Genomic DNA, 22,484 nt, shown 5'->3' with positions numbered 1-22,484 from the left:
TGCGGAGCTACAACATGGATGCATCGACAACACTTTTCTTGCGCGACGTTATTATATTCATATATACAACATCTTACAAAGTGCTTAATGGAAATGATACAAATATGCAACACCGACAACTGCGTGCACAAGAAATCAACGTTCTGGATATTTTCACAAGAGAATTATTGAAGGGATTTTGCTTCCTCATGGGGTGCGCGGGCGTCGTCTCCAGCGGTGGATGCATGGTGTTTCTCCAGCAAGCCGAAGATCGGCTTATTAGCAAGCCCAGGAGTGAAATATTTGGCAGTGCATCCTTCAGGGATGCTTTGATGCCTGCAACGGCTGATTGTCGGTGCTTGTTTCGCCATAGCATCAAGTAGGTCCGATAATCCGACAACGACCGGTCTTCAGGTGTAAACTATCCACTTCTTGCTTGCATAGCTCGCAGGCCGAGCTGTTAAGCTGCCCTGCTCCCATCTTCGCGCAACTTTTCCCGCCCTCGCCTTGATACAGCAAAGTGCTGTGTTGCCTTTACGTCGGTAACGGGGTAATGCGGCGAGCCGCGGCGCGTGGTGCCATATCATTTATCCCCAGCGTCCCTGCATCCCGTTCCACATCACAAGGCCCAGATGAACCATTCCGATCAGCTCGACGTTACTGCCAATCCCCTGGCCTTTCTGATGGGGGGTGGTGAAATGGGCCGCTTGATCCGGTCGATCGACTGGGCAAAAACCGCCCTGGGGCCGGTTGCGACGTGGCCGCAGAGCCTGCGAACGACGGTCAGCATCTGCCTGGCCTCGGATCTGCCGATCTGCGTCATCTGGGGAGCGGGACTTGTACAGCTCTACAACGATGCCTACCGGGTCATCTGCGGAAGCAAGCATCCGCGCTCAATGGGACAGAATTTCGCGGAATGCTGGAGCGAGGCCTGGCCTGTCATTGGCACAGCGCACGACTCGGCCCTGGCGGGCAACACGGCCTTCCTCGAAAACCAGCAAATTTTCCTGGAACGGCATGGCTACGTCGAGGAGTGTTTCTTTACATTCTCGTTTAGTCCGATTCGTGACGAGGACGGGCGGGTGGGCGGCCTGTTCCACCCGGTTATCGAAATGACTGCCCAAACGCTCAGCGAACGCCGAACCCGGACGCTGCGCGACCTGACTGCGCAGGCCAGCAAAGGAAAGTCGGTCAACGAAGTGCTTTCCTTGTGTGCGCACACGCTCGCGCAATTCGACCTTGACCTGCCCTTTGCCCTGGTATACGCGGTCGGGCCCGACGCCTCGGGACGGTTGGTGCGGGCGGGCGAGCGCAACGCGCAGCCCGGCATGTCGGCCGATGCCGTCGATGTGGCTGCCAATGAAGCAATCCCCTGGCCCCTGGAAGACGTTTATCGTTCCGGCCTGGCGGTAACGGTGGACGATCTTGCCCCAAGAATCGACCTGGCCGCCCTGGGTCCTTACAGGGAGCCGCCCACCCAGGCGCTGGCGCTACCGATTATCGCGCCCGGCACGAGTCGTCCTGTCGCGGTGTTGATCGCCGGCGTCAGTTCGCGCCTGCAACTGGACGAGGCGTACCGCAGCTTCTACGACCTGCTTGTTGCGGCAGTCAACGCGGGCGTGGCCAACGCACGCGCCTATGATGAAGAGCGGCGCCGGGCACAGGCACTGGCAGATCTCGACCGCGCAAAGATCTCGTTCTTCTCCAACGTCAGTCACGAGTTCCGCACCCCGTTGACGCTGATACTCGGCCCCATCGAAGACGCACTTCGGGCGCCGGGGGCGCATCCACCCCAGCTTGGGCCGGAGCAGCTGGAAGTTGTCTACCGCAACGGCCTGCGACTTCAGCGCCTGGTCAACAGCTTGCTGGAGTTTTCAAGGATCGAGGCCGGGAGGGCGCGCGCGGTATTCGAGCCAACCGCGCTGGCCGAGCTCACCGCTGATCTGGCAAGCAACTTTCGCTCGGCCTGCGAAAAGGCCGGCCTGGAACTGCGCGTCGATTGCGCCCCGCTCGGCGAACCCGTGTTCGTCGATCGCGCCATGTGGGAGACCGTGGTTCTTAATCTGTTGTCGAACGCCTTCAAATTCACCTTCGAGGGCAACATTACTGTCGCGCTTCGGCAAACGGAGGGCGCCGCCGAACTGCGCGTGAGCGACACCGGCACGGGCGTTCCCGCAGATGAAGTTCCTCTGCTGTTCGAGCGCTTCCACCGCGTTGAAAGTGCGAGGGGGCGCACGCATGAGGGCAGCGGGATCGGGCTCGCGCTTGTCCACGAGCTGGTCAAGCTGCACGGGGGCACAGTCACCATCGATAGCGAATGGGGGCGAGGGACGACGTTTGCCGTGTCGATTCCCCTTGGCTCGCAGCACCTGCCCGAAGACCAGGTCGGCGATGGAACGGCCGCCGCGCAGCGAACCACGGCGCTCAACGCGTTTGCCGAGGAAGCGTTCAGATGGCTCCCCGACGCCGGAGAGGCGTCCCCTTCCGCCACCGAATTGCCGGCATTGCAAGATCGTTCGGCGGACGATCTCCCGGCACGCCGGCAAGGCGATGAAGAACGCCCCACCGTGCTGATCGCGGACGACAATACCGACATGCGACATTACCTTGTCCGTATGCTGGAGCCGCTTTACCGCACCGTAGCGGTAGCGGACGGCGAAGCGGCGCTGGCCGCCGCCCTGGAGCGCACGCCGGATCTGATCCTGACCGACGTGATGATGCCGCGCCTGGACGGCTTCGGGCTGCTGCAGGCGCTGCGCGCCGACCCGCGCACGGCAAGCGTGCCGGTCATCATGCTCTCGGCGCGTGCCGGGGAAGAGAGCCGCATCGAAGGACTGCAGGAAGGCGCCGGCGACTATCTCGTCAAACCGTTCAGCGGACGGGAACTGCTGGCACGCGTGGCGGCGCACCTCCAGATGGCCCGCATGCGGCGCGACAGTATCGAAGCGATCCGCGCCAGCGAGGCACAGTTCCGGGCGCTTGTCAGTGCCAGTTCGGATGTCGTGTATCGGATGAACGCCGACTGGACCGAGATGCGTCATCTCCAGGGCCGGGAATTCATTGTCGACACCCACGCGCCGAACCGTTCATGGCTCGACAAATACATTCATCCCGACGATCAGCAACGCGTGATGGACGCAATCGGCGAGGCCGTTGATTCCAAGGGCAACTTTGAACTGGAACACCAGGTTGTGCGCGTGGACGGTACCTTGGGATGGACTTTCTCTAGAGCAATTCCACTATTCGACAAGGACGGCACTATCTCCGAGTGGTTCGGCATGGCCAGCGATGTGACAGCGCGCAGGCAGGTGCAGGAGGCGCTGGCGAAAAGCGAACAAAAGTATCGCACCTTGTTCGAGTCGATGGACGAGGGTTACTGCGTGATCGAAATGCTGTTTGATGCGGCAAGCCGGCCCATTGACTTCCGGTACCTGGAGATCAACCCCGCGTTTGACAAGCACACGGGACTGCGCAATGTCCAGGGCAAGCGCATGCAGGAAATTGCGCCGGATGATGACGGACATTGGTGCCACAGCTTCGGACGCGTCGCCGCCACGGGCGAACCGGCCAGCTTTATCCACCATGCTCCCATGCTCGATGGAAGGTGGCTCGACATTTACGCATTCCGCCTGGACGGCCAGGGGACGCCCCGGGTTGCGGTTCTATTCAATGACATCAGCGCCCGCAAGCGCGACGAGGAGGAACGCGAGCGCCTGGTCGCCCGGCTGCGCGAGGAAGACCAGCGCAAGGATGAATTTCTCGCCACGCTCGCCCATGAGCTGCGCAATCCGCTGGCGCCCATTCGCAGCGGCCTGCAAATCATGCGCGTGGCGCAAGGCGACGCAGCTGCTACCGAGCGCGTGCGCGCGATGATGGAGCGCCAGGTGACGCAGATGGTGCACCTGATTGATGACCTGCTGGACTTGAGCCGCATCAGCCATGGAAAGATCGACCTGCGTATCGAGCGCATCGAACTGGCAGCGGCCATTCAGCAGGCCATCGAGGCGAGCCGGCCCGCTATCGCCCAGGCTGATCACGAGTTGCTTATCAAGTTTCCTCCCGACCCTATCTACGTCGATGCCGACCTCACCCGCATGGCCCAGGTATTTTCCAACCTTCTCAACAATGCAGCGAAATTTACGGATCGTGGCGGGCGAATCCGGGTCGCCATGCACGAGGTCGACGGGCAAGCCGTGGTATCGGTCCAGGACAGTGGAATCGGCATCCCTCCCCATATGCTGTCGCACGTGTTTGACATGTTCAAACAGATTGACGGCAGCATGGGACGGTCCAAGGGAGGCTTGGGTATCGGCCTGTTCATCGTCAAGCGCCTGGTCGAGATGCACGGCGGCTCCATCGAGGTCCTCAGCGATGGCAAGGGCAATGGCAGCGAATTCGTGGTGCGCCTGCCTCTGGCGACCTCGCTCGCCGCCCAGCAGCCAGGCACCTTGCCCGAGCCGCACATGCGCGCGCCGCACCACCATATTCTGGTGGTGGACGACAACGCGGATGCCGCCGAAACCTTGAGCATGTTACTTGCCATCATGGGTAACCAGACGCTGACAGCGCACGACGGCCCCAGCGGGCTGGAAATGGCGGCGCAGTTCAAGCCGCAGGTGATTTTTCTGGATATCGGCATGCCTACGCTCAATGGCTACGAAGTTGCCCGCCAAATTCGGCTGCATGCCTGGGGCGCGGACATGGTGCTGATCGCCTTGACCGGGTGGGGCCAGGATGAGGACAAACGGCTGGCACGCGAAGCGGGTTTTAACTTTCACTTGACCAAGCCCGTATTGCCTGCGGACCTGGAAGCGCTGTTGGGGGAAATTACTGCTGGGAAGGCTGGCCGGCCTTCAGATTGAGGCGATCCGGCATGCCCGGCCTATTTTTGCCTTCCAGCAAAAGCGTCCGGATGTCGTTCAGCACCACGCCGGGCTGCAGAAAGGAAGTGGAGTAGATTTCGCGCACCGTACCGCCGCTATCGATCAGATACACCTTGAGCAGATGCGACAAGGTCGGCACCCGCTGCCCCGGCGCGCGCGCGGCGGCCACCGAGACATCCTGGCCGAAGCCGTCCAGGACCGGCGCCAGCTCGGCGCTGGAGCGGCTGGTAAGAAAACGCCACTCCACCCCGCCGTGTTCGCGCGCGTCAATTCCGCCGTAGCTGCGCATGGCCGGCGGCGTGTCGTAGGTAGGATCGAAACTCATGCTCACAAAACGCACCTTGTCGCGCGTGCGCGGTTCCTTGCCCAGGGTTTTCTTCAGGCTGTGCAAGGTCTCGTACGCCAGCGGGCAGCCCTTGGCGTCGGTGCAGTAGGTGTAGATCAGGGAAAACAGCGTGACTTTACCAGTGGTAAATTCCGACAGCCGATGGCGGCTGCCATCGCTGTCGAGGACGATGCCCTCGGGCGCCTTGAGGATGCGCTCGAGCCGGTAGGCGCCGGGCGCCGGCAGTGCGAACGGCGCCGGCGCCGCCGCCGCCAGCGGCCCGAGCACGATCAGCGCCAGCGCGCAGGCGGGCCAGCGAGCCAAGTCAGCGCCCCGCAACGCGCATGGCGGACTGCGGCGCTTCCTGCCCGGCAGCGGCAGCGGCACTGTAGCGGCCGGGAGCGGCGCCAAACTTCATGTGATGCGCGCGGCCGAGTTTGAGTTTGGTGAAGTCGACCTTGAAGGTTTCTTTCAGTTCCTTGCCATCCCACGCGAACAGCTTGACGAACTGCTCGTCGTCGGCGCCCTTCTTGTCCCAGTTGGCCAGCAGCGAGCTGCTCAGGTACACGCGCTTGCCGTCCCAGCTTTGCGAGACCATGTTCACCTGCGAACCGGTGCGCTTGGAGTAGGTTTCCTTCGGCGCTTCCGGATTGCTGATGTCGAAGTAGCGCGTGGTGCCATCCATGAAGGTGTTCACCCACAAGCCCTTGCCATCGGCCGTGATCGACAGGTCGACCGGCAGCGGCACCTTGGCCGGGTCGCCGATCGTGGCCACGTCCCTGGCCTGCCAGGCGCCGGACGCATCTTTCTTGACCAGCCAGATCTTCGAGGTCAGCGCGGTGGCGGTGATGGCCCACTCGTCGCCCTCTTTCAGCGACCAGCGGATTTCGAGCGGCGCGCCGGGCACGTTCAGCACTTTTTCGGGCTGCATCGATTTCAGGTTCCACATGACCATGGTGTTGCCGAACTGCTTCATGGCCGCCGGGTCCTTGATCAGCTTGCCCAAGTCGGTCATGTAGTTGACCGCCCCCGTAAAGCTCGAGGTCAGCATCGCATTCTTGCTCGGGCTGATAGCCACATCGTAGCCGTAGCCGTCGCCGCCCTGGGTGGTCGGCATGTCGTGCTTTGCGATGAAGTCGCCCTTGCTGTTGTAGACCGCCATGCCGGTCACGCCGCCACGGTCCTTGTCGTTCGACAGCGCGCCGATCAGCATGCGGCCCGGCAGCGCGTAGAAGGTGTGCGGGCCGACGTAGCCCGAGCGCCTGGCAAAATCATCGATCGTTTTCACCAGCTTCGGCCTGGCCGGATCGGTGTGCACGTCGAACACGTAAATCTTGCTGTCGTCCAGCCCGCCGGCCCAGAGGAAGCGGCGGTCGTCGGTGAAGCCCATGTGATGGGCCTCGCCGCGCTTGCCGACCGAGACCTGGGCAATCACCTGGCCGAATTTTTTCGAGGCCGGATTGACGTCCAGCGTGACCATCTTGTCGAAGCCGTCGCCCACGCCCTTCACGCCCAGGGTCCAGACGTACAGGTAATCTTCCTGCCCCTTGATCAGGCCCGACATGTACGGCGAATTGCACGTTTCGTCGGCGCGCACCGCCGCGGGAATGCCGCCCACACCGAAGGCGACAGCGGCAAGCAAACTCAAGCGTAAAAATTTACTGGAACCCATTGCTGATCTCCTGATCAAGCTTGTGAAGACGCTAATGTACGCCTGTTTGACCTTGCTCCGCAATGGGTGAAAAATTGTTTGGCTGAGTTTGCGCCAGATCATTATGCGGCCAGCGTTTTACTATATGCGTAAAAGATATCGTCGCGCTTCCAGCCCAGCCCGGTGTACAGGCACTGGGCCGGCAAATTGGTCTTGGCGGTGGTCAGATCGAGCCGCACGGCGCCGTTGCGCAGGGCGTGCGCTTCGGCCGCCAGCATCAGGGCGCGGCCGGCGCCGAACTTGCGCGCCTCGGGCGCCACGAACAGGTCATACAGCGCGTAGATGGGCGCGGCGGCCAGCGAACAGAAGGTCGGGTACATCTGGCAAAAGCCGGCTGGCGCGCCGGTTTCATCTTCGGCCAGGATCAGCACCGATTCGTTGCCCAGCATGCGGTCGAGAATGTACTGGCGCGCCAGGGCCAGGTCCTGGGGCAGTTCGTAGAACTGGCGGTAGGCGTCGAACAAGGCGGCAAGCTGGTCGATGTCGTCCAGCGTCGCCAGCCGGGTGGTGATGTTTTTCATTGTTGGTCTTATCGAAGGTTGATGCGCAATCGGAGCCAGGGTTCCCGGGCTCGCACGCCATCATAACCACGAACGCGCCACCCGTGTTTTTGTTGACGCCCTGCCCCGCCGGCGTCAGTCCAGTGCGCGCAATTGCCAGCCTTCCCCGCTCCACGCCAGGCTGTGCGTCAGTTCCAGATTGGCCAGGAAGCGCGCATCGTGCGACACCACCGCCAGCGCGCCCCGGTATGCTTGCAGCGCAGCTTCGAGCGCCTGCACCGAGGCCAGGTCGAGGTGGTTGGTGGGCTCGTCGAGCAGCAGCAGGCGCGCCGGTTCGCGCCGCCACAGCGCGCACGCCAGCGCCGCCTTGAGCCGCTCGCCGCCGCTCAGGCTCGACAGAGGCGCAGCGGCCTGCGCCGCGCCCAATCCCAGCAAGGCCAGCTTGCTGCGCAGCGCGCTGAGCGGAAGCGCCGACTCCAGCGCTGCCAGGTGATCGAGCACGCTGCGCTCTTGCGCCAGGCACGCACCGGCGTGCTGGCCCAGCCAGGCGTGCGGCGCCAGTGCGCGGCAGGTGCCCGACAGGGGCGCCAGCGCGCCCGCGAACATGCGCAGCAAGCTGGTCTTGCCGCAGCCGTTCGGACCGGTGACGGCAAGGCGCATGGCGCCGCTCACCACCAGGTCGAGCGGCCGGGCGTGCGCGGGATAGGGCGCCAGCGCGGCATCGAGTTCAAGCACGCGGCGCGGCGCAGATGCCCCTCCCTGCGCCAGGATCAGCGCGACCGGTGCGCGTTCGCGCACCCGGCCAGCGGCCTCGCGCAGCGCGCCGTCGAGCGCCTTGCGCGCGGCGCCGTGCCGCTTTGCCTCGCGCCCGGCATGGGCCTCGGCGTCGCTCTTCGACTTGCCGCGCGCGATGGCCGGCATGTTGGCCTGCTGGCCGGCGCGGGCGTTGCGCGAGGCGCGCGCGAGGTTGTCGTCGTGCTGCTGGCGCAACTGGCGCAGGCTGCTTTTGCGTTCGGCACGGGCATGCTCCAGCGCCGCGCCCGCCGCCGCCGCTTCGCTATCGCGCTGCGCCTGATAAAACGCGACATTGCCGCCGTAGCTGCGCAGCGTGCCGGCATCGAGTTCGACGATCCGGTCCATGTCGCCCAGCAGTTCGCGGTCGTGGCTGACCACCAGCGCGCCGCCGCGCCAGGCCTGCAACTGCGCGCCCAGCCAGCGGCGGCCGTCGCGGTCGAGGTGGTTCGACGGCTCGTCCAGCACCAGCCAATCGGCTCCCGACAAAAAGGCCCCGATCAGCGCCACCCGCATCAGTTCACCGCCACTCAGGCCGCCGGCGGCGTCGTCCACATGCAGGCGCGCCAGCCCCGCCGCCGCCAGCGCGGCATGGAAATCGGCACCGATGCGCCAGCGCCCGTCCAGCAGGTCGATATCCGCCGACGCGCCACGGCCGGCCTCGACCCGCTGCAAGGCGGCCAGCAGCGGCGCCAGCCCGGCCACCGCCGCCACGCTGGCGCCGGCCGCCGGCATGACTTCCTGCGCGACAGCGGCCAGCCTGCCCTCGCGCACGACGGCGCCGCTGTCCGGCGCAAGCTGCCCGGCCAGCACGCGCGCCAGCACGCTCTTGCCGGCGCCGTTGGCGCCCACCAGCCCGGTCAGGCCGGGGTGCAAGGTCAGGCTCACATCATCGAGTAAAAGACGGTCGGGCGAGAGCGCGAGCGAAACGCGCCGAAGTGCAATGGTCGCGGCGCACGCCGCGGGAGAATGAATGGCCAGCATAGAGCTCCTGTCAGGATCAAGGTGACGCAACACGAGGCCGGCGCGCAAAGGCGGCCAGGGCAGGTGTTGCGAACGAAGATGAAGGAACTCAGATGGTCATTTGGGGGAGGTACTCCAGGTCAGGACATAATGGCCGCAAAGGATGCGGCCGTCATAGTTTAATGGAAAATCGGCGCGCCTGTCCAGCGACGCACGCGCCCCACCAGCAGGCCCAGCCCGATCAGCAGCAAGGCCATCGCGCCCGGTTCCGGCACCGCCGCACGGTCGCTGCCCAAGGCCACGTTGGTGATGCCGGCCAGGTAGCCCTCGCCCATGCTGCGCAGTTCGAACCCCGTAAAATACTCGCCGCCGGTAGCCTGGAAGCCCAGGAAGTCCAGGCCCGCCAGTCCATCGCGCAGGCTGAGGCCGTCGAAAAGATAGCTGCCCAGGTTGGTCGCCAGGATGACGTCGACGCTGCCGCCGGTGACCGCCGCGTCGAAGCCGAACAGGGTGTAAGGCACATCGGTGGCAATGCTGCCCTCGATCGGCGACCAGTACTCGTTCGACATCACCGGGCGCGACTGGCCGATGGACATGCCGGTGCTTGCGCCCACGATCAGGTTCTCCGCCGAGTTGTACTGCACGCCGCCGCGCGTGAATCCGCCTCCGGGGAAATGATAGCCCGCGCCGAAGTCATCGAAATCGCTGGTCTGGAGGATCTGGCCCGCCTGCGCCATTTCACTACGCTGGTCGAGACGCAGCACGCCCGCGTTGGCGCCGGCGGCGCAGGCGGCCAGCAAGGTGATGGCCAGGGCCGTCTGTTTGAAGCGCTTGAACATGGTGGTTGGTACGGTAAAGTAAACATCAGGCGACGTTAATCGTCAGCGGCCCGCCCAGCGCGCCGTAGCCGTCGTTGTAGAGCAGCCAGGCGCTGTAGGTGCCGGGGGTCAGGCTGTTGCTGTCGAAAGTGACCGTGGCGCCGGCCTGCCCCGCGTACTGCCAGATGGCCGAGCCGCCCGCCCCCGGCGAGGTGCCGGCGCGGTAGATGCCGATCCAGTTCTTGGCGGCCACGCGGCTGGCCGGAATGGCGAACGTGAACACCAGCGGCGCGCCGCGCTTGATGGCCGGCGTGCTGGTGACAAACTGCGTCACGCTCACGGTCACCGCGTCACCCAGGGCGGTGTAGCCGCCCTGGTAAAAATACCAGAGCGCATAGTCGCCCACCGCCAGGTTGGCCGTGCTGAACGACTGCGTGCCATTCGCGGCCGCTACATATGCCCATTGCAGCGCGGGCTGGCCTGCGGCGGGCGTCACGCCCGACGGATACAGGCCGATCCAGTTTTTCGGATCGAGCTTGCCGGCCGGCGCCGCGTAGGTCACGCTCAGGTTCGCCCCGCGCGCCACCACCGACGCGCCAGCCGTCAAGACCACGCGGCGGCGGTTGGCGCCGATAGCCGGATCGGTGCGGCCCGGCGCGCCGTTATCGACGTGGCCGGCCACGCGCCGCAGATATTGCGGATCGGCGTCGCAGCCGATGCTGTAGTCGTACCAGCCGAAGCTGCCGGCCAGCAGGCACTGCACCTGTTGCTGCTGCCCGGCCGCCACCACATAGGTGGACGCGGCGGCGCCGTAGGCGTTGTCGGTCATGGTGAAGGTGCAGGCAGCCGTGCCGCCCGCGTTCGACAGCAGCAGTTGCAAGTTGCCGCCGGCCAGGTCGTAGCTGGCCTGCACTTCCGGCCTGGCGCCGATTGGCGCGGTGCTGCCCGCCAGTTCGCGCAGGAAGCCATTGGGGCCGGTCACGCTCAGGTGATAGCGCGCCCCGCTCCAGTTCCACACTTCGCGCTCGATGCGCTTGCCCGCTTCGACCGTGTAGTACCACGGCCCATCGGTGCGCGCGCCCGAATACACGATGAACGCCGCGCCAGCCTTGCCGCTGTTGACGAACGCCAGTTCGACCTGCTTGCCGGCGCCCGCCGTCGCGTGCGCGCCCAGCACATACGGCAGCGCGCAGGCGTAGCGCGTGCGCGTGACGGTCTTGCACGGCTCCTGCAGCGGCAAGGTTTGCTGCGCCGGCGGGGCCGGATACGGCTTGCCGGACACCAGCGCATACTCGGTCGACTTGGGCACGCTGGCCGGCCACGCGCTGTTGGGGGTCTTGAAATCGAAGGCCGATGTCAAATCGCCGCACACCACGCGCCGCCACGGCGAGATATTTTCCAGGGTGGCGCTGGCGCGGTTCTTTTTCAGGCCGAGCGTGAGCCACTCTTCCAAAAAGCGCAGCTTGGAGGTGTGGTCGAACACCTGCGAACACACGCGCCCACCCCGGCTCCATGGCGAAATGACCAGCATCGGCACGCGCGGGCCGAGGCCCACCGGCACCCCGGCCAGGTTTTCGTCGGCGCCAATGTCAGGCAGCGTGGTGCGGCCCATGCCGGTGTCGAGCGGCGGGATATTCGGCGGCACATGGTCGAAGAAGCCGTCGTTTTCGTCGTACGTGAGCAGGAACACGGTCTTGGACCAGACCACCGGATTGGCCACCAGCGCGGCCAGCAGGCGTGCTGTCAGGTTTTCGCCGGCGTTGGGCGAATTGGGCGAGTGCTCGGTGTAGTCGTTGGGCGCGACGATCCACGACACCCTGGGCAGGCGGTTGTAGCGCACGTCGTCGGCAAAATCGGCCACCAGCGAATCGCCTTTGGTGCCGCGCGAATTGGCTTCGGTCGAGCCGGGTGCCAGGGTGCGGCCCTTTTTGTAGAGGGCGCTGTCGGGCGAGAGGCGGCTGCCGTCCGGGTTCACGCGGAACTGCTTGAAGTAGGCCAGGTAGTTGTCGCCGTAGTTGTCCCATTCCTGATAGACCTTCCAGCTGACGTCGTTCGCTTCCAGCACCTCGGCGTAGGTGCGCCAGGTCGGCGCGCTGGCGCTGGTGGCCGCCGACACATTGTCGTACTTCGGATCGTTGTTGTAGTAGCCGGCCGCGCTGATGTTGTACAGGCTGCCGAGCGAGGTCATGCGCTTGCGGCTGGTGCCCGACAGCGAATAGAAACGGTTCGGATCGGTGGGGCCGAAAATCGAGCAGTGGTAAGCGTCGCAGATGGAAAAGGCGTCCGCCAGCGCGTAGTAGAACGGCAGGTCGCCACGGTCGAAGTAACCCATGCTTTGCGGCGACTTTTTCTTGACCCAGGCATCCCAGCCCTGCCATGTGGCTTGCGAGCCCTTCCACGAATGGTCGGTGCCGAGCGAGAGCGCGCTGGTGTTCTTGGCGTCGAAGTGGAACGGCAGCACGTGGCTGCCGGCGGCGTCCGGCTGGTACCACACCGGTTTGCCGCTCGGCAGCGTGATGGCGCGCGGATCGTCGAAGCCGCGCACGCCCGGAAAGCTGCCGAAGTAGTGATCAAAGGAGCGGTTTTCCTGCATGAAGATGACCACGTGCTCGACATCGGCAATGGTGCCGGTGACGTTATTGGCCGGTACCGCCAGCGCGTCGCGGATCAGGTCGGGAAACAGGGTACTGGCGGCGCCGGCCGAAGCCAGGCTGAGAAAGGTGCGGCGGCTGGTGGACATCGGTGCTCCCGGGATGCGCTGGAAAGTTGTCGATCATATATGTGAAATATGACCACAGCGTGTCAGCGCGTCCCGGCGTTTACACCTGCGCCAGCTCCGCAATGCGGCTGCCGGCCAGCGCCATGACGATGGTTTCCAGCGCGGCCGGCTTGACGACATGGGTATCGAAACCGGCGCGCCGGGTGCGTTCGCGCATGTGCGGGTCGCCCCAGGCCGTCAAGGCCACCACCCGGGTCTGTTTGAATTTCGCCTGCCCGCGCAATGTTGCGGCTACGGTCAGGCCGTCCATGCCCGGCATGCCGATATCAAGAAGGATGGCGTCCGGCTGGAAGCGGTGCGCCACTTCCAGCGCGGACGCGCCGTCGTAGGCGGGCATGGCTTCGTAGCCGCACAAGCCCAGCATTTCTGCAAGAATATCGGCCGCTTCGCGGTTGTCGTCGACCACCAGCACGCGTTTGAGGGGATTTTGCTGCGCCATATGCGCTCCTGACTTGACTGCGATCCGGCGAGTGCCATGGCCGGTGTTGTCAAAGTTCGCGGGGGTGGGGCGAGCGTTGAAGGTGTATGGACCCATGCTACACCAACTCGCCGAGCATTGCCACAAGAAAACATTTCAATAGCGTTCTGACACTCCTATGCACCCCTTGATGGCGCGGTGCGCAAGGCCGCCATCCACAACGCCAACATCAGCTACGTGGTGCAGGCGACGGTGGGCCCACGTGATAGCTTCACTGGGCAGCACCACCCCAACGATGCGCGCCCTTTAAAAAAGATTTGAACTTTTTTTTGAAGCGCCAGGTCTATATGCACTTTCGTGTAATGTGCGACGTAGTCCGGCGATCACGCCCCATCGGCATTTTTCAAAACGCGACGCACGAACATGGACCAGGCATTGACGCCGCTCAGCGGCGATAAGGCAGCATGGCGGCCGCGCCATCCACCTTGGGCAGTGCCGGTGAGATGGAGGCCGGGTTGAATATCGCACCCATACGTATCGAAGTTATCGAGGCCCGCCGCAGCCGCAAAAATGGCGCCATCGTGCTGGCGCGTCCGGTGCCGGTGAAGGTGGCGGCGGCCTGCGGCGCCACCATCGTGCTCGCTCTCGCGCTGTTGCTCATCTTCGGCGAATACAGCAGCAAGGTGCGGGTGACTGGCCAACTGGTCTATGCCGGCGGCGCCATCAAAGCCGTATCCCCCCAATTTGGCCGCATCGTCGCGCGCCATGTGCGTGAGGGCGAGCCGGTCAAGACAGGGCAGGTGCTGTTCGACCTGTCGGCCGAGCGGATGGGCGGCGCCGGCTCGATTGATGCGCGCATTGCCACCTCGCTGGCCATGCGACGCGAACAGATAATGCAGCGACGCGGGGCGACGCTCCAGCAGTTGGCCCTGCGTGCCGCCGCCCTGGCCGATCAGGAGCGGTTGGCGGGATCAGAGATTGCTGCGCATCTTGGCGGCATCGCCATCGGCGACGAACTGGTCAGGAGCGCCCAAGCTTCCGTCGAACGCAACAGTACGCTTGCCCGGCAGGGATTCGTGTCCGTGGCCGGGCTGGCGCAGCATAAAAACAGCCTGAACATCGAGCGCGCCCGGCGCAATGCGCTCATGGTCAACTTGGGCAACGCACGCGCGTCATTGCTCCAGGTGCAGGACGAAAGAGCGTCACTAGGCGCGCGCGAAAAAATCGCGATTGCCGAGGCCGACCAAAGTCTTGCAGCAATAGAACAAGAGGCTGCCGAGCACGAGGGGCGCCGCACGCTACGGGTCACGGCGCCCGCTGCGGGCACCATTACCGCCCTGGGTTACGACGTAGGGCAGTCAGTGCCGGCCGGAACAGTGCTCGCCACCGTCCTTCCAATGGGCAGCGCACTTGAGGCAACGCTGCTGGTTCCCTCGCAAGCGATGCGCATAATTTTTCGGCTATGCGGCCAGGGCCGCTTTAGGTTGTCCCGGAGTGGAGTAATTTCAAGCGGTTTCGTCCGGCCGTGTCGGCTCAGGCATTTTCGCCGTAGCGGTTCTTGTACCAGTTGTCTATAGCTACTTGGATGTCGGGGCATCTACTTTGAGCGTCATCGACGATATCAGCCCCAGTTTCTGGGCAAGTTATCCTAAGCTCCTGTTCAAGCCAGTCCCGAAAATTGGCGGCTGACTCGGGGTGTTCCGGAGGTTCATCCACATTGTCAAATCCAAGCTCATCGTAGCCAATGCCGAACAAGCGCAAGAATGAGCGAAAGTCGGCAGCCAGGACGGCGTTGTTACTTCCCTCTGATCCGAGGTGAACGACCGGTGCGAAAGTGGCGTCTCTGTCATTTAATAACCAGAAAGCAAGTATTGAGCCGTCCGGACCAGCACCGAAATAGGCAAAATTGGATGCCATTACATCATCGTCACCAAACCATGCACGAACCCCACCGAAGTCGTCAGGCCTAAGCTTCATACAGCCACTAATCGGATAGCCGCTGCTGTCCAAGTAGTCACAGACTTGGCGGAGTTCACCAGGAAGGATCGTTCCTTGCGGTACGTTCGCGCAAATACGCTCAAACTTCGTCATAGGAACGGAATGCCTAACGTGAAGCTGTGCGGCTGGCCGCCAGCCGATTAACAATACATTGAGTATACTGTAGTTTGAAGGCAACAAAGCCATTGTGTTTCATAAACACGATTCGGACAGAATAGTACGCAAAGGATTTTCCTTTAACTCTCGCGTCGCTTGTGGTGTTCAGCACATCTCGAACGCCATGCACTGTTCTTCACTGGCACAAGCTCAAAGAAGACCAGTGGGCAATCTTCTGCAACCGGACCGGCTCCTTCGAAGATTGATTTGATTCCCATCATCCAACTAATCGATCGTTGGCCCCCGCCTTGAAAAACAAGCCAACAGGTCTCACTGATCGGATCAACGTCGACAATAGAAGGCATTATTAAAAGAACTTTGCTCGCATGTTCGGCTTCGATTCACTCGACAATACCAGCCATTGAGAAATCGTCGGCTTCTACATCTTCCTGAATACCTTGTTGTTGCCGATAATCCTCAAATCCTTTGATGATTCCGCAGCCGATTCAACATTTGCGCCACGGTTGTTGCCTACAACTCGTCGCGGCCAGTGTTGCCCCTGCCGATCAACTAAGGCGTCGCCGAACCACCTCGCCAGGTGGCGTGTCGCCGCCGGCCCAACAACCGCAGAGAGGCACGTGCGCTGCCCGGCCCACGGCGGCCATGGCGGCCCAAGATGAGATAATGCCAATCTTACCAACCAGACAGGATTGTCAACATGAACACGGCACTGCAAGCACTGTTAAGCGAGATCGAACACTTCGGGCAAGCCAACGACGCCGTCCATGACGAGCGCGGGCGCCGTATGCTCAACATCACGCGCGGCACCGGCGAGTTCCTGGCCCACGTGATCGCTTCGCTCGGCGCGCGCGACATCCTGGAAGTGGGCACCTCGAACGGCTATTCGACGCTGTGGCTGGCCGACGCCGTCGCCACCAGAGGCGGCAAGGTCACCACCATCGAGATGGCGCCCGACAAGGTGGCAATGGCGCGCAAAAATTTTGCGGCAGCGGGCCTGGACGGCGTGATCACCCAGCGCGAAGGCGAAGCCGGACAGGTCCTGGCGCAGGCGCCCGACGGCGCCTACGACCTGGTGTTCCTCGATTCGGAGCGCGCCGCCTATCCCGGCTGGTGGCTTGACCTCAAGCGCATCCTGAGGCCGCACGGCTTGCTTATCGTCGACAACGCCACCTCGCACACAGCCGAGATGGCGCCGTTCGTGCAGGTGGTGAGCGCCGATGGCGCCTTTTCCACCAGCCTGGTCCACGTCGGCAAGGGCGAATTCGTGGCCGGACGCGATGCCGGCCTGGCGCGCCACTGGGCAAACTGGCGCGAAAGCTGACGCCAGCGAGCTACTGCTGCGCACCCTGCTTGCCGGAGCGCAGCTCAGCGCCGCGCTGATCGCGCAGGAACGCGTCGACGATCTCGCGCACCAGCCGCTGCGTGGGCGCGGGCAGGGAAACGATGTCCTTGATCAGGGCCAGGTCGGCGGTCGAGAGCAACGCTTCCGGAATCGTCGACAGCGGCAGGTCGGCGTTTTCGGCGTCGCCATAGCGCAACCAGGCGGCGTGCACGCCGAGCCAGTTGGCGAGGATCAGGATCTTTTCATGGGTGGGAATAGACTCGCCGACGAGCCATTTGCGCCCCGCATGGGGTGTCACGGCCGAGCCATCGGCGCGCAGGTTAAAGGCGCGCACGAACGGCCCCGGCTGGATCGGCAGCCCGGACGCCAGCAACGCCGATTTGAGCCGGTCGCTGAAGTTAACGCGTTCGTCATCGGCAATCATGGAGGTCATGCAATATCGTATCTGAACATGGTGCAAGGGCGCGCACGAATCGCGCACCACAAATTCACGCAGCGCGGGAACCCGGCCCGCCATGCGCTGTCCAAGATGGTAACCACGTCCGCTGCGCCAACTGGTCCGGCTTGCACTACCGCCGTGGCCGATACATTTTTCATCGAGCCGCCGGGCTACCATGACACCCATGCCGACCTCCTTCCCTGCGCCCTATTCTTATGCGGCGATCACCGCTCACTGCGCCGCTCAGATCGCGCAGTTCATGGCCGAGTCGCGCCGCAAGAGCGGCGCCGAAGCATGTTACCGGCGCGAGCGCGCCTACGGTGTCTATATCGGCTGGCGCGCCCTGGTCGGCGGCCATGCCGACCAGGCTCTGTTCTTGCGCGACGATCTGCGTCTCGAAGCCCTGCTGAACTACACGCCGCCGTGTCAGCCATAGCGTGTTACTCGATGCCGGACCGGACGAAAAGCCGGTTTGGCCGAATCCCGCCGCGGATCCGGCCCGCCGTCCCGGCCAACTGGTCGAGCCAGTCGAACACGCGCGGCCACACCAGCAAATGCGCGCCGGTGCCCACCAGCGGGGCGACATGCTGGATCGCCACCCCCACATCGCCCAGGTACGGCAGCAGCACCTTGCGGGCGCTGCCGGCGGCTTGGTGAAAGCCGAGCACGGTGGCGGGTGGCGCCAGCGCGCTCACTGGCCGGTACAAGCTCAGCAGCGGCGCGCGCACCTGGCCCGGATCGAGCCGCTTGCCGTTCAATACCAGGTCACCGCGCATGAAGCTGTTCTGCGCGAACAGCAGAGCGACCGCGTCTTCGAACAGCGCCCGCGCCATGGGCAATTCGTCGAGCGTCCAGCGCTGCACGCGCAGATGGGTCGCGAGCAGCCCGGGAAACGCTGCGCTGGCGGCAAAATCGACTGCGGGAGCGGCGTAGAAAGCGTTTGGCGCGGCGTTGGCGAAGATGGCGCTCAGGAGCGAGCCGGCCAGCGGGCGGTTGCGCTCGGGCGGCAAGGCGGCCAGCACGGCGTTGCCGAGCAGGCGCCGCAACACGGGCGCCATGCCGTCGAAGTTGACGGGTGCTTCGAACAGGGCCAGCGCCGCCACGTGCTCGGGGCGCCAGGCGCTGTGCAGCGCGGCCAGGATGCCGCCCAGCGAATGGCCGAACAGCGACACCTGCACGCAGGCATTCGCACGCTGGATGTGCTTGACGCAGGCGTCGATCAGCGCTCCCGCGTAATCGGCCAGCCCGGGGCCGGCGCTGCCCTGCGGCGGATCGGTCCATTCGATCAGATACACGCCAAAGCCGCGCGCCAGCGCCTGGCGCACCACGCTGCGCTCCGGGGCCAGGTCCCAGATGGTCCAGCGCTTGATGGGCGCCGGCACGATCAGCAGCGGCGGGCGGCGCCGCGTTCCCGCACCGTAGCAGCGCAGCCGCAAACCTGGCGCGCTCAACACCACGCGCGAGGGCGTCAGCAGCGGGCCCAGGCCTGCCAGGTCGAGGGCGTTGCCCCCGCGCTGGCGCAGGCGGTCGATGCTGTCGAACCAGTCCGATGCGCTCATGCTTGCCCTCCTTTCCAAAGAACTTGTCATGGCGCTGGCTTGAGCAGGCCGCGCTGGAACACGTAGTCGGCCACCCGGCGCCCGACCTGATGCCCGCCAGTGCGGTCGAAGTCCCAGTGCACGCCGAGGTAGATGCGGCTGCGGCCGTTGTCGTATTCGGCCTGCGAGAGCGACGCGTAAGCGCGCACCAGGCGCGGACGCACGCTGCCGTCGTTGTCGCGCGTGATACCGTTGAATTCGTCCGAAACGAAGGAAAACGCGATCGCATCGGTCCCGTAAAAGTGCCGCAGGGTCTGGAACAGCGCGCTGCCGAAGCTGGCGTGGCCGGACGGATAGGAGGGAAACGGCGGCGTAAAATCGGGCTCGCTGGTGTTGCTGGCCTGCGCGCCCAGCGGGGTCCAGTGCGGATCGGCGCGGGTGGCGGGGTTGCCGTCACCGAGGCCGGTCGGGCTGGTGCCGGGCGAGGCTTCGCGAATGCCGGTCACCGGGCGCCAGAACTGCTCGGCGTATTTGGTCTTCCACACCACCAGGCAGGTATCGGCCATGGCCACGTTGACCAGCGCCAGCATGCGCGCCATCTGCATGCCGGACAGGTTGCGGCGCGAACCGATGTGCAGCGCGATCTGGTTGTACAGGCGCGGCGCGGCGCCGATCAGCGGCGTGCCCTCGTACGACCAGTAGATACCGGACACGGTTTGCGCCGCCGTGCGCTCGGTGGGCGTGCGCACGCCGTCGCCGCCGAGCCGGCGCACGTCGTCGAAGGCGGCGGCATAGGCCGCGCTGGTCAGGGCCGGCGGCGGCGGCGGGCGGAACTGCTGGAGCGAGGGCAGCACGAACGGGGTCGCAGTGTGCCACAGGGCGCCGAGCGCGCGCGGATCGCGGCTCACGGGATCGGGGCGCCATTTACCCGGCGCATTGCTCGGAAAGAAGCTGACGCCGACCACCAGGTCTTCCGGGCCGCCCTGGGGAGCGTGCATGGCCAGCACGGCGGCGGCGGCGCGGCGGCCGGTCTCGACCCCGTTATCGCGGGCGCGGCCGGGACCAACCCGCAGCATGTCGCGCTGGTATGTTTGCTCGGCGGCGCGCGCCTGCCCGGGATACAGCGCCCGCAGCGCATCGCGCGCCGCCGTGGCCAGCGCGGCGTCGGGCGAACTGTCGGCCGGCGCCTCGGCCATGCCGGTGTAGCTGGGATAGCTGCGCAGCACGGCGTTGAGGGCTTCGAACAGGGCCAGGTGGTAGATCGCCAGCGCCCGGCTGGAGCGCGCCGGGCCGTACTGCTCGTAATAGGGCCGGGCCGAGCCGGGCGGCGGCGGAGTATGGTCGAGCGCGTTGGCGCGCAGCGCCGCTTCGCTCCAGTAGCGCACGGCGAGCATCAGGCTGGCGGGCGGGCGCGTGGCCTCCTGCCAGGACGCGGCGGGGGCGGCCATGCCGGTTTGCGCGTGGGCGGGCAGGAAACAGCAGCCGGACAGGGTGACGAGCAAAGCCAGCCGGACCGTCTTGCGCAGCGGTTTCATGGTGTTCTCCTCGGAAAGTTGGACGCTGCGGACAGCGCGACGACTCCGACGATAGCGCTGCCGGCGGCGCGCGTCCCACGATCCGCTCAAGCCGGCGCGGCCGCCCTCACCGTAAAAATGTTGCCGCATTCACGGAACTTTTTTGCGGCGTATTTGTCAAAGCTAGCTGGATCAACTGCGATTTTCCAACAAACATGCCAGCCGACGTCCCCCAGGCGCGCATCGCGCGCTTTATCCGCTGCAACATGCCTGCCATCCTGCAACACTGGGATGCGTTTGCGCGCAGCATTCCCGCGGCGCGCCACATGCTGCCCGAACGCCTGCGCGACCATGCGGCCGGCATCCTGAACGCCATCGCCCACGACCTCGACCAGCCGCAGTCGCCGTCCGAGCAGGCCGACAAGGCGGGCGGGCGGGCGCCGCCGGGCGCGCACGATACCCAGGCCGAGATGCACGGCGCCGACCGCCTCGGCGCCGGTTTCACCGCCAACGATACCGTGGCCGAATTTCGCGCCTTGCGCGCCAGCGTGATGCGCCTGTGGGCCGACCGCGGCGACGACGGCGCCGAACTCGCCAACGAAGACCTGGTGCGCTTCAACGAAGCCGTCGACCAGGCCCTGAGCGAGTCGCTGCAAGCCTATTTCGTCGAAAAAGAGCACATCACGCACCGCTTCGACACCCTGCTCTCGGCCACCCCCGACCTGCATTTCATTGTCAATGCAAAAGGCGATATTTTGTACGGCAACGAGGCCCTGGCACGCCTGCTCGGCAAGCCGGCCGAGTCGGTCTGCGAGCAGCGCCTGTACGATTTCTGTCCCGTCCATGCCGCCCAGCTCCGGCGCGACCTGCGCGCCGTGGCCGAGACGCGCGCCGTCGGCCGCGGCGAGCTGCGCTGCATCGCCGCCGACGGCGCCGCCCACACCTACCGCTACGTCATCATGCCGGTCCTGGCCGCCGACGGCAGCGTCGATTCGCTCACCGGCACGGCGCGCAATATTTCCGAACTAAAGGCCTCGGAAGCGAAGATCTTGCGCAATGCCTACTACGACAGCCTGACCAGCCTGCCGAACCGCACCCTGTTCCGCGAGCGCCTCGAACACGACGTGCGGCACGCGGCGCGCACCGAGTTCGCGCTGGCGCTGCTGTTCATCGACCTGGACGGCTTCAAGGAAGTCAACGACCGCCTCGGCCACGATGCCGGCGACCTGCTGCTGCAGCAATGCGCGCGCCGCCTGCAGGACTGCGTGCGCGCCACCGACACCGTGGCGCGCATCGGCGGCGACGAATTCACAGTGATCCTCAACGAGGTCAACAAGATCGCCTTCATCGAGGTGCTGGTGTGCGAAATCCTGGCCGAGCTGGCGCGCCCGTTCTTCATCCTCGGCAAGCAGGTGACGGTGTCGGGCAGCATCGGCATCAGCCTGTGCCCGCAGGACGGACGCCAGCCGGACGAGCTGCTGCGCAATGCCGACCAGGCCATGTTCGTGGCCAAGCATGCCGGCCGCAACCGCTTTGCCTACTTCACGCCCGCCATCCGCGATTCGGCCTGGGCCAGGCTGAAAGTGATCGACGAACTGCGCCAGGCGCTGGCGCGGCACGAGCTGCTGGTGTACTACCAGCCCATCGTCGAGCTGGCCACCGAAGCGATCGTCAAGGCCGAGGCGCTGGTGCGCTGGCGCCATCCGGACGGCTCGCTGGTGCTGCCCGAGCGCTTCATCGGGATCGCCGAAGAAACCGGCCTGATCGGTGAAATCGATGCCTGGGTGCTGTCGCAGGCGGTGCCGTGCGCGGTGCGCCTGGGCGAGCTGACCGGCATACCGTTCCAGATCAGCGTCAACAAATCGCCGGTCGAGTTCATGAGCCGGCTGGTGAAAAACACCTGGGATGAGGACCTGGAGCTGCTCGGGCGCGCCGGGCCGCGCATCGCGGTCGAAATCACCGAAGGCGTGCTGCTCGACGATTCGCCCGGCGTGCGCGACAAGCTGGCCCGGCTGCACCAGGCGGGGGTGCAGCTGACCATCGACGACTTCGGCATCGGCTACTCGTCGATGGCTTACCTGAACAAGTTCAAGGTCGACTTCCTGAAAATCGACCAGTCCTTTGTGAAAGACATGCTCACCACCAATCCGAACAACCAGATCTTCGCCGAGACCATCATTGCCATGGCGCACAAGCTGGGCCTGAAGGTGATCGCCGAGGGGGTGGAGACGAGCGCCCAGCGCGACTGGCTGCGCCAGGCCGGCTGCGACTATGCGCAAGGTTTCCTGTTTTCACAGGCGACCAGCGAAGAAGGCTTCGCGCAACTGTTGCGCGAAGCACCGGCGCATTGGGCTTGACCCGACGCGGC

General features: G+C 64.8%; 17 protein-coding genes. 6 read left to right on the top strand and 11 right to left on the bottom strand.

The window, feature by feature from the left end; genetic code table 11:
- The first annotated feature begins 14 nt into the window (after positions 1 to 14).
- Positions 15 to 362, top strand: coding sequence for a hypothetical protein (locus F1609_RS04475; RefSeq protein ID WP_167075093.1), 348 nt, complete (start codon positions 15 to 17; stop codon positions 360 to 362).
- Between the two features lie 249 nt (positions 363 to 611).
- Complete coding sequence (locus F1609_RS04470; RefSeq protein WP_167075091.1) at positions 612 to 4,841, top strand: ATP-binding protein; 4,230 nt, start codon at positions 612 to 614, stop codon at positions 4,839 to 4,841.
- Here the strand turns inward: F1609_RS04470 and F1609_RS04465 are convergent.
- From F1609_RS04465 to F1609_RS04435, 7 genes are all read right to left on the bottom strand, one after another.
- Complete coding sequence (locus F1609_RS04465; RefSeq protein WP_167075089.1) at positions 4,807 to 5,511, bottom strand: SCO family protein; 705 nt, start codon at positions 5,509 to 5,511, stop codon at positions 4,807 to 4,809. The genes F1609_RS04470 and F1609_RS04465 overlap by 35 nt on opposite strands.
- Position 5,512: 1 nt before the next feature.
- Complete coding sequence (mtoX, locus tag F1609_RS04460) at positions 5,513 to 6,859, bottom strand: methanethiol oxidase (RefSeq protein WP_167075087.1); 1,347 nt, start codon at positions 6,857 to 6,859, stop codon at positions 5,513 to 5,515.
- A gap of 101 nt (positions 6,860 to 6,960) precedes the next feature.
- The gene (locus tag F1609_RS04455; protein ID WP_167075085.1) at positions 6,961 to 7,419 is read right to left on the bottom strand and encodes a GNAT family N-acetyltransferase; all 459 of its coding nucleotides are present in this window, start codon (positions 7,417 to 7,419) and stop codon (positions 6,961 to 6,963) included.
- A 114-nt stretch (positions 7,420 to 7,533) separates the two neighbouring features.
- On the bottom strand, positions 7,534 to 9,165 hold the full coding sequence (locus F1609_RS04450; RefSeq protein WP_441294929.1) for an ATP-binding cassette domain-containing protein: 1,632 nt from the start codon (positions 9,163 to 9,165) through the stop codon (positions 7,534 to 7,536).
- Positions 9,166 to 9,332: 167 nt separating this feature from the next.
- Positions 9,333 to 9,992: a PEP-CTERM sorting domain-containing protein gene (locus F1609_RS04445; protein WP_167075081.1), complete on the bottom strand. Its 660-nt coding sequence runs from the start codon at positions 9,990 to 9,992 to the stop codon at positions 9,333 to 9,335.
- A 25-nt stretch (positions 9,993 to 10,017) separates the two neighbouring features.
- Positions 10,018 to 12,711, bottom strand: coding sequence for a phosphocholine-specific phospholipase C (locus F1609_RS04440; protein WP_167075079.1), 2,694 nt, complete (start codon positions 12,709 to 12,711; stop codon positions 10,018 to 10,020).
- A gap of 79 nt (positions 12,712 to 12,790) precedes the next feature.
- Entirely contained in the window at positions 12,791 to 13,189 is a 399-nt protein-coding gene (locus F1609_RS04435) for a response regulator (protein ID WP_167075077.1), read from the bottom strand.
- A 494-nt stretch (positions 13,190 to 13,683) separates the two neighbouring features.
- Here F1609_RS04435 and F1609_RS04430 point away from each other — a divergent pair, with 494 nt between their 5' ends.
- A complete protein-coding gene (locus F1609_RS04430; protein WP_167075075.1) occupies positions 13,684 to 14,745 on the top strand; it encodes an HlyD family secretion protein in 1,062 nt (353 codons plus the stop codon).
- On the opposite strand, the gene F1609_RS04425 is transcribed toward F1609_RS04430, so the two are convergent.
- Positions 14,702 to 15,352, bottom strand: a complete 651-nt coding sequence (locus F1609_RS04425) for a hypothetical protein (RefSeq protein ID WP_167075073.1) — start codon at positions 15,350 to 15,352, stop codon at positions 14,702 to 14,704. The genes F1609_RS04430 and F1609_RS04425 overlap by 44 nt on opposite strands.
- Before the next feature lie 628 nt (positions 15,353 to 15,980).
- Between F1609_RS04425 and F1609_RS04420 the strand changes: the two genes are divergently transcribed.
- Positions 15,981 to 16,604, top strand: coding sequence for an O-methyltransferase (locus F1609_RS04420; protein ID WP_167075071.1), 624 nt, complete (start codon positions 15,981 to 15,983; stop codon positions 16,602 to 16,604).
- A 10-nt stretch (positions 16,605 to 16,614) separates the two neighbouring features.
- On the opposite strand, the gene F1609_RS04415 is transcribed toward F1609_RS04420, so the two are convergent.
- Positions 16,615 to 17,250 (bottom strand): hypothetical protein, encoded by a 636-nt coding sequence (locus tag F1609_RS04415; RefSeq protein WP_167075069.1) that lies wholly within the window; start codon positions 17,248 to 17,250, stop codon positions 16,615 to 16,617.
- Here F1609_RS04415 and F1609_RS04410 point away from each other — a divergent pair.
- Entirely contained in the window at positions 17,249 to 17,500 is a 252-nt protein-coding gene (locus F1609_RS04410; protein ID WP_167075067.1) for a hypothetical protein, read from the top strand. The genes F1609_RS04415 and F1609_RS04410 overlap by 2 nt on opposite strands.
- 4 nt (positions 17,501 to 17,504) lie before the next feature.
- Here the strand turns inward: F1609_RS04410 and F1609_RS04405 are convergent, their stop codons facing one another.
- Together F1609_RS04405 and F1609_RS04400 are read right to left on the bottom strand one after the other, a co-directional pair.
- Positions 17,505 to 18,623, bottom strand: coding sequence for a polyhydroxyalkanoate synthase family protein (locus F1609_RS04405; protein WP_167075065.1), 1,119 nt, complete (start codon positions 18,621 to 18,623; stop codon positions 17,505 to 17,507).
- 26 nt (positions 18,624 to 18,649) lie between these two features.
- Entirely contained in the window at positions 18,650 to 20,137 is a 1,488-nt protein-coding gene (locus F1609_RS04400; RefSeq protein ID WP_167075063.1) for a vanadium-dependent haloperoxidase, read from the bottom strand.
- A 194-nt stretch (positions 20,138 to 20,331) separates the two neighbouring features.
- On the opposite strand from F1609_RS04400, the gene F1609_RS04395 reads away from it, so the two are divergent.
- Entirely contained in the window at positions 20,332 to 22,473 is a 2,142-nt protein-coding gene (locus tag F1609_RS04395) for a putative bifunctional diguanylate cyclase/phosphodiesterase (RefSeq protein WP_167075061.1), read from the top strand.
- The last annotated feature ends 11 nt before the right edge of the window (positions 22,474 to 22,484 follow it).

Source organism: Massilia aquatica (assembly GCF_011682045.1).
Taxonomy (GTDB): domain Bacteria; phylum Pseudomonadota; class Gammaproteobacteria; order Burkholderiales; family Burkholderiaceae_D; genus Telluria_A; species Telluria_A aquatica.
Note: the sequence above shows the minus strand (reverse complement) of the source record. Positions and strands in the feature narration are given on the sequence as shown.

Excerpts from the sequence above, each read along its gene's own strand:
- F1609_RS04475 (WP_167075093.1), top strand. The coding sequence starts at position 15 with ATGGATGCATCGACAACACTTTTCTTGCGCGACGTTATTATATTCATA.
- F1609_RS04470 (WP_167075091.1), top strand. The coding sequence starts at position 612 with ATGAACCATTCCGATCAGCTCGACGTTACTGCCAATCCCCTGGCCTTT.
- mtoX (WP_167075087.1), bottom strand. The coding sequence starts at position 6,859 with ATGGGTTCCAGTAAATTTTTACGCTTGAGTTTGCTTGCCGCTGTCGCC.
- F1609_RS04455 (WP_167075085.1), bottom strand. The coding sequence starts at position 7,419 with ATGAAAAACATCACCACCCGGCTGGCGACGCTGGACGACATCGACCAG.
- F1609_RS04445 (WP_167075081.1), bottom strand. The coding sequence starts at position 9,992 with ATGTTCAAGCGCTTCAAACAGACGGCCCTGGCCATCACCTTGCTGGCC.
- F1609_RS04440 (WP_167075079.1), bottom strand. The coding sequence starts at position 12,711 with ATGTCCACCAGCCGCCGCACCTTTCTCAGCCTGGCTTCGGCCGGCGCC.
- F1609_RS04435 (WP_167075077.1), bottom strand. The coding sequence starts at position 13,189 with ATGGCGCAGCAAAATCCCCTCAAACGCGTGCTGGTGGTCGACGACAAC.
- F1609_RS04425 (WP_167075073.1), bottom strand. The coding sequence starts at position 15,352 with ATGGCTTTGTTGCCTTCAAACTACAGTATACTCAATGTATTGTTAATC.
- F1609_RS04420 (WP_167075071.1), top strand. The coding sequence starts at position 15,981 with ATGAACACGGCACTGCAAGCACTGTTAAGCGAGATCGAACACTTCGGG.
- F1609_RS04410 (WP_167075067.1), top strand. The coding sequence starts at position 17,249 with ATGCCGACCTCCTTCCCTGCGCCCTATTCTTATGCGGCGATCACCGCT.
- F1609_RS04415 (WP_167075069.1), bottom strand. The coding sequence starts at position 17,250 with ATGGGTGTCATGGTAGCCCGGCGGCTCGATGAAAAATGTATCGGCCAC.
- F1609_RS04405 (WP_167075065.1), bottom strand. The coding sequence starts at position 18,623 with ATGAGCGCATCGGACTGGTTCGACAGCATCGACCGCCTGCGCCAGCGC.
- F1609_RS04400 (WP_167075063.1), bottom strand. The coding sequence starts at position 20,137 with ATGAAACCGCTGCGCAAGACGGTCCGGCTGGCTTTGCTCGTCACCCTG.
- F1609_RS04395 (WP_167075061.1), top strand. The coding sequence starts at position 20,332 with ATGCCAGCCGACGTCCCCCAGGCGCGCATCGCGCGCTTTATCCGCTGC.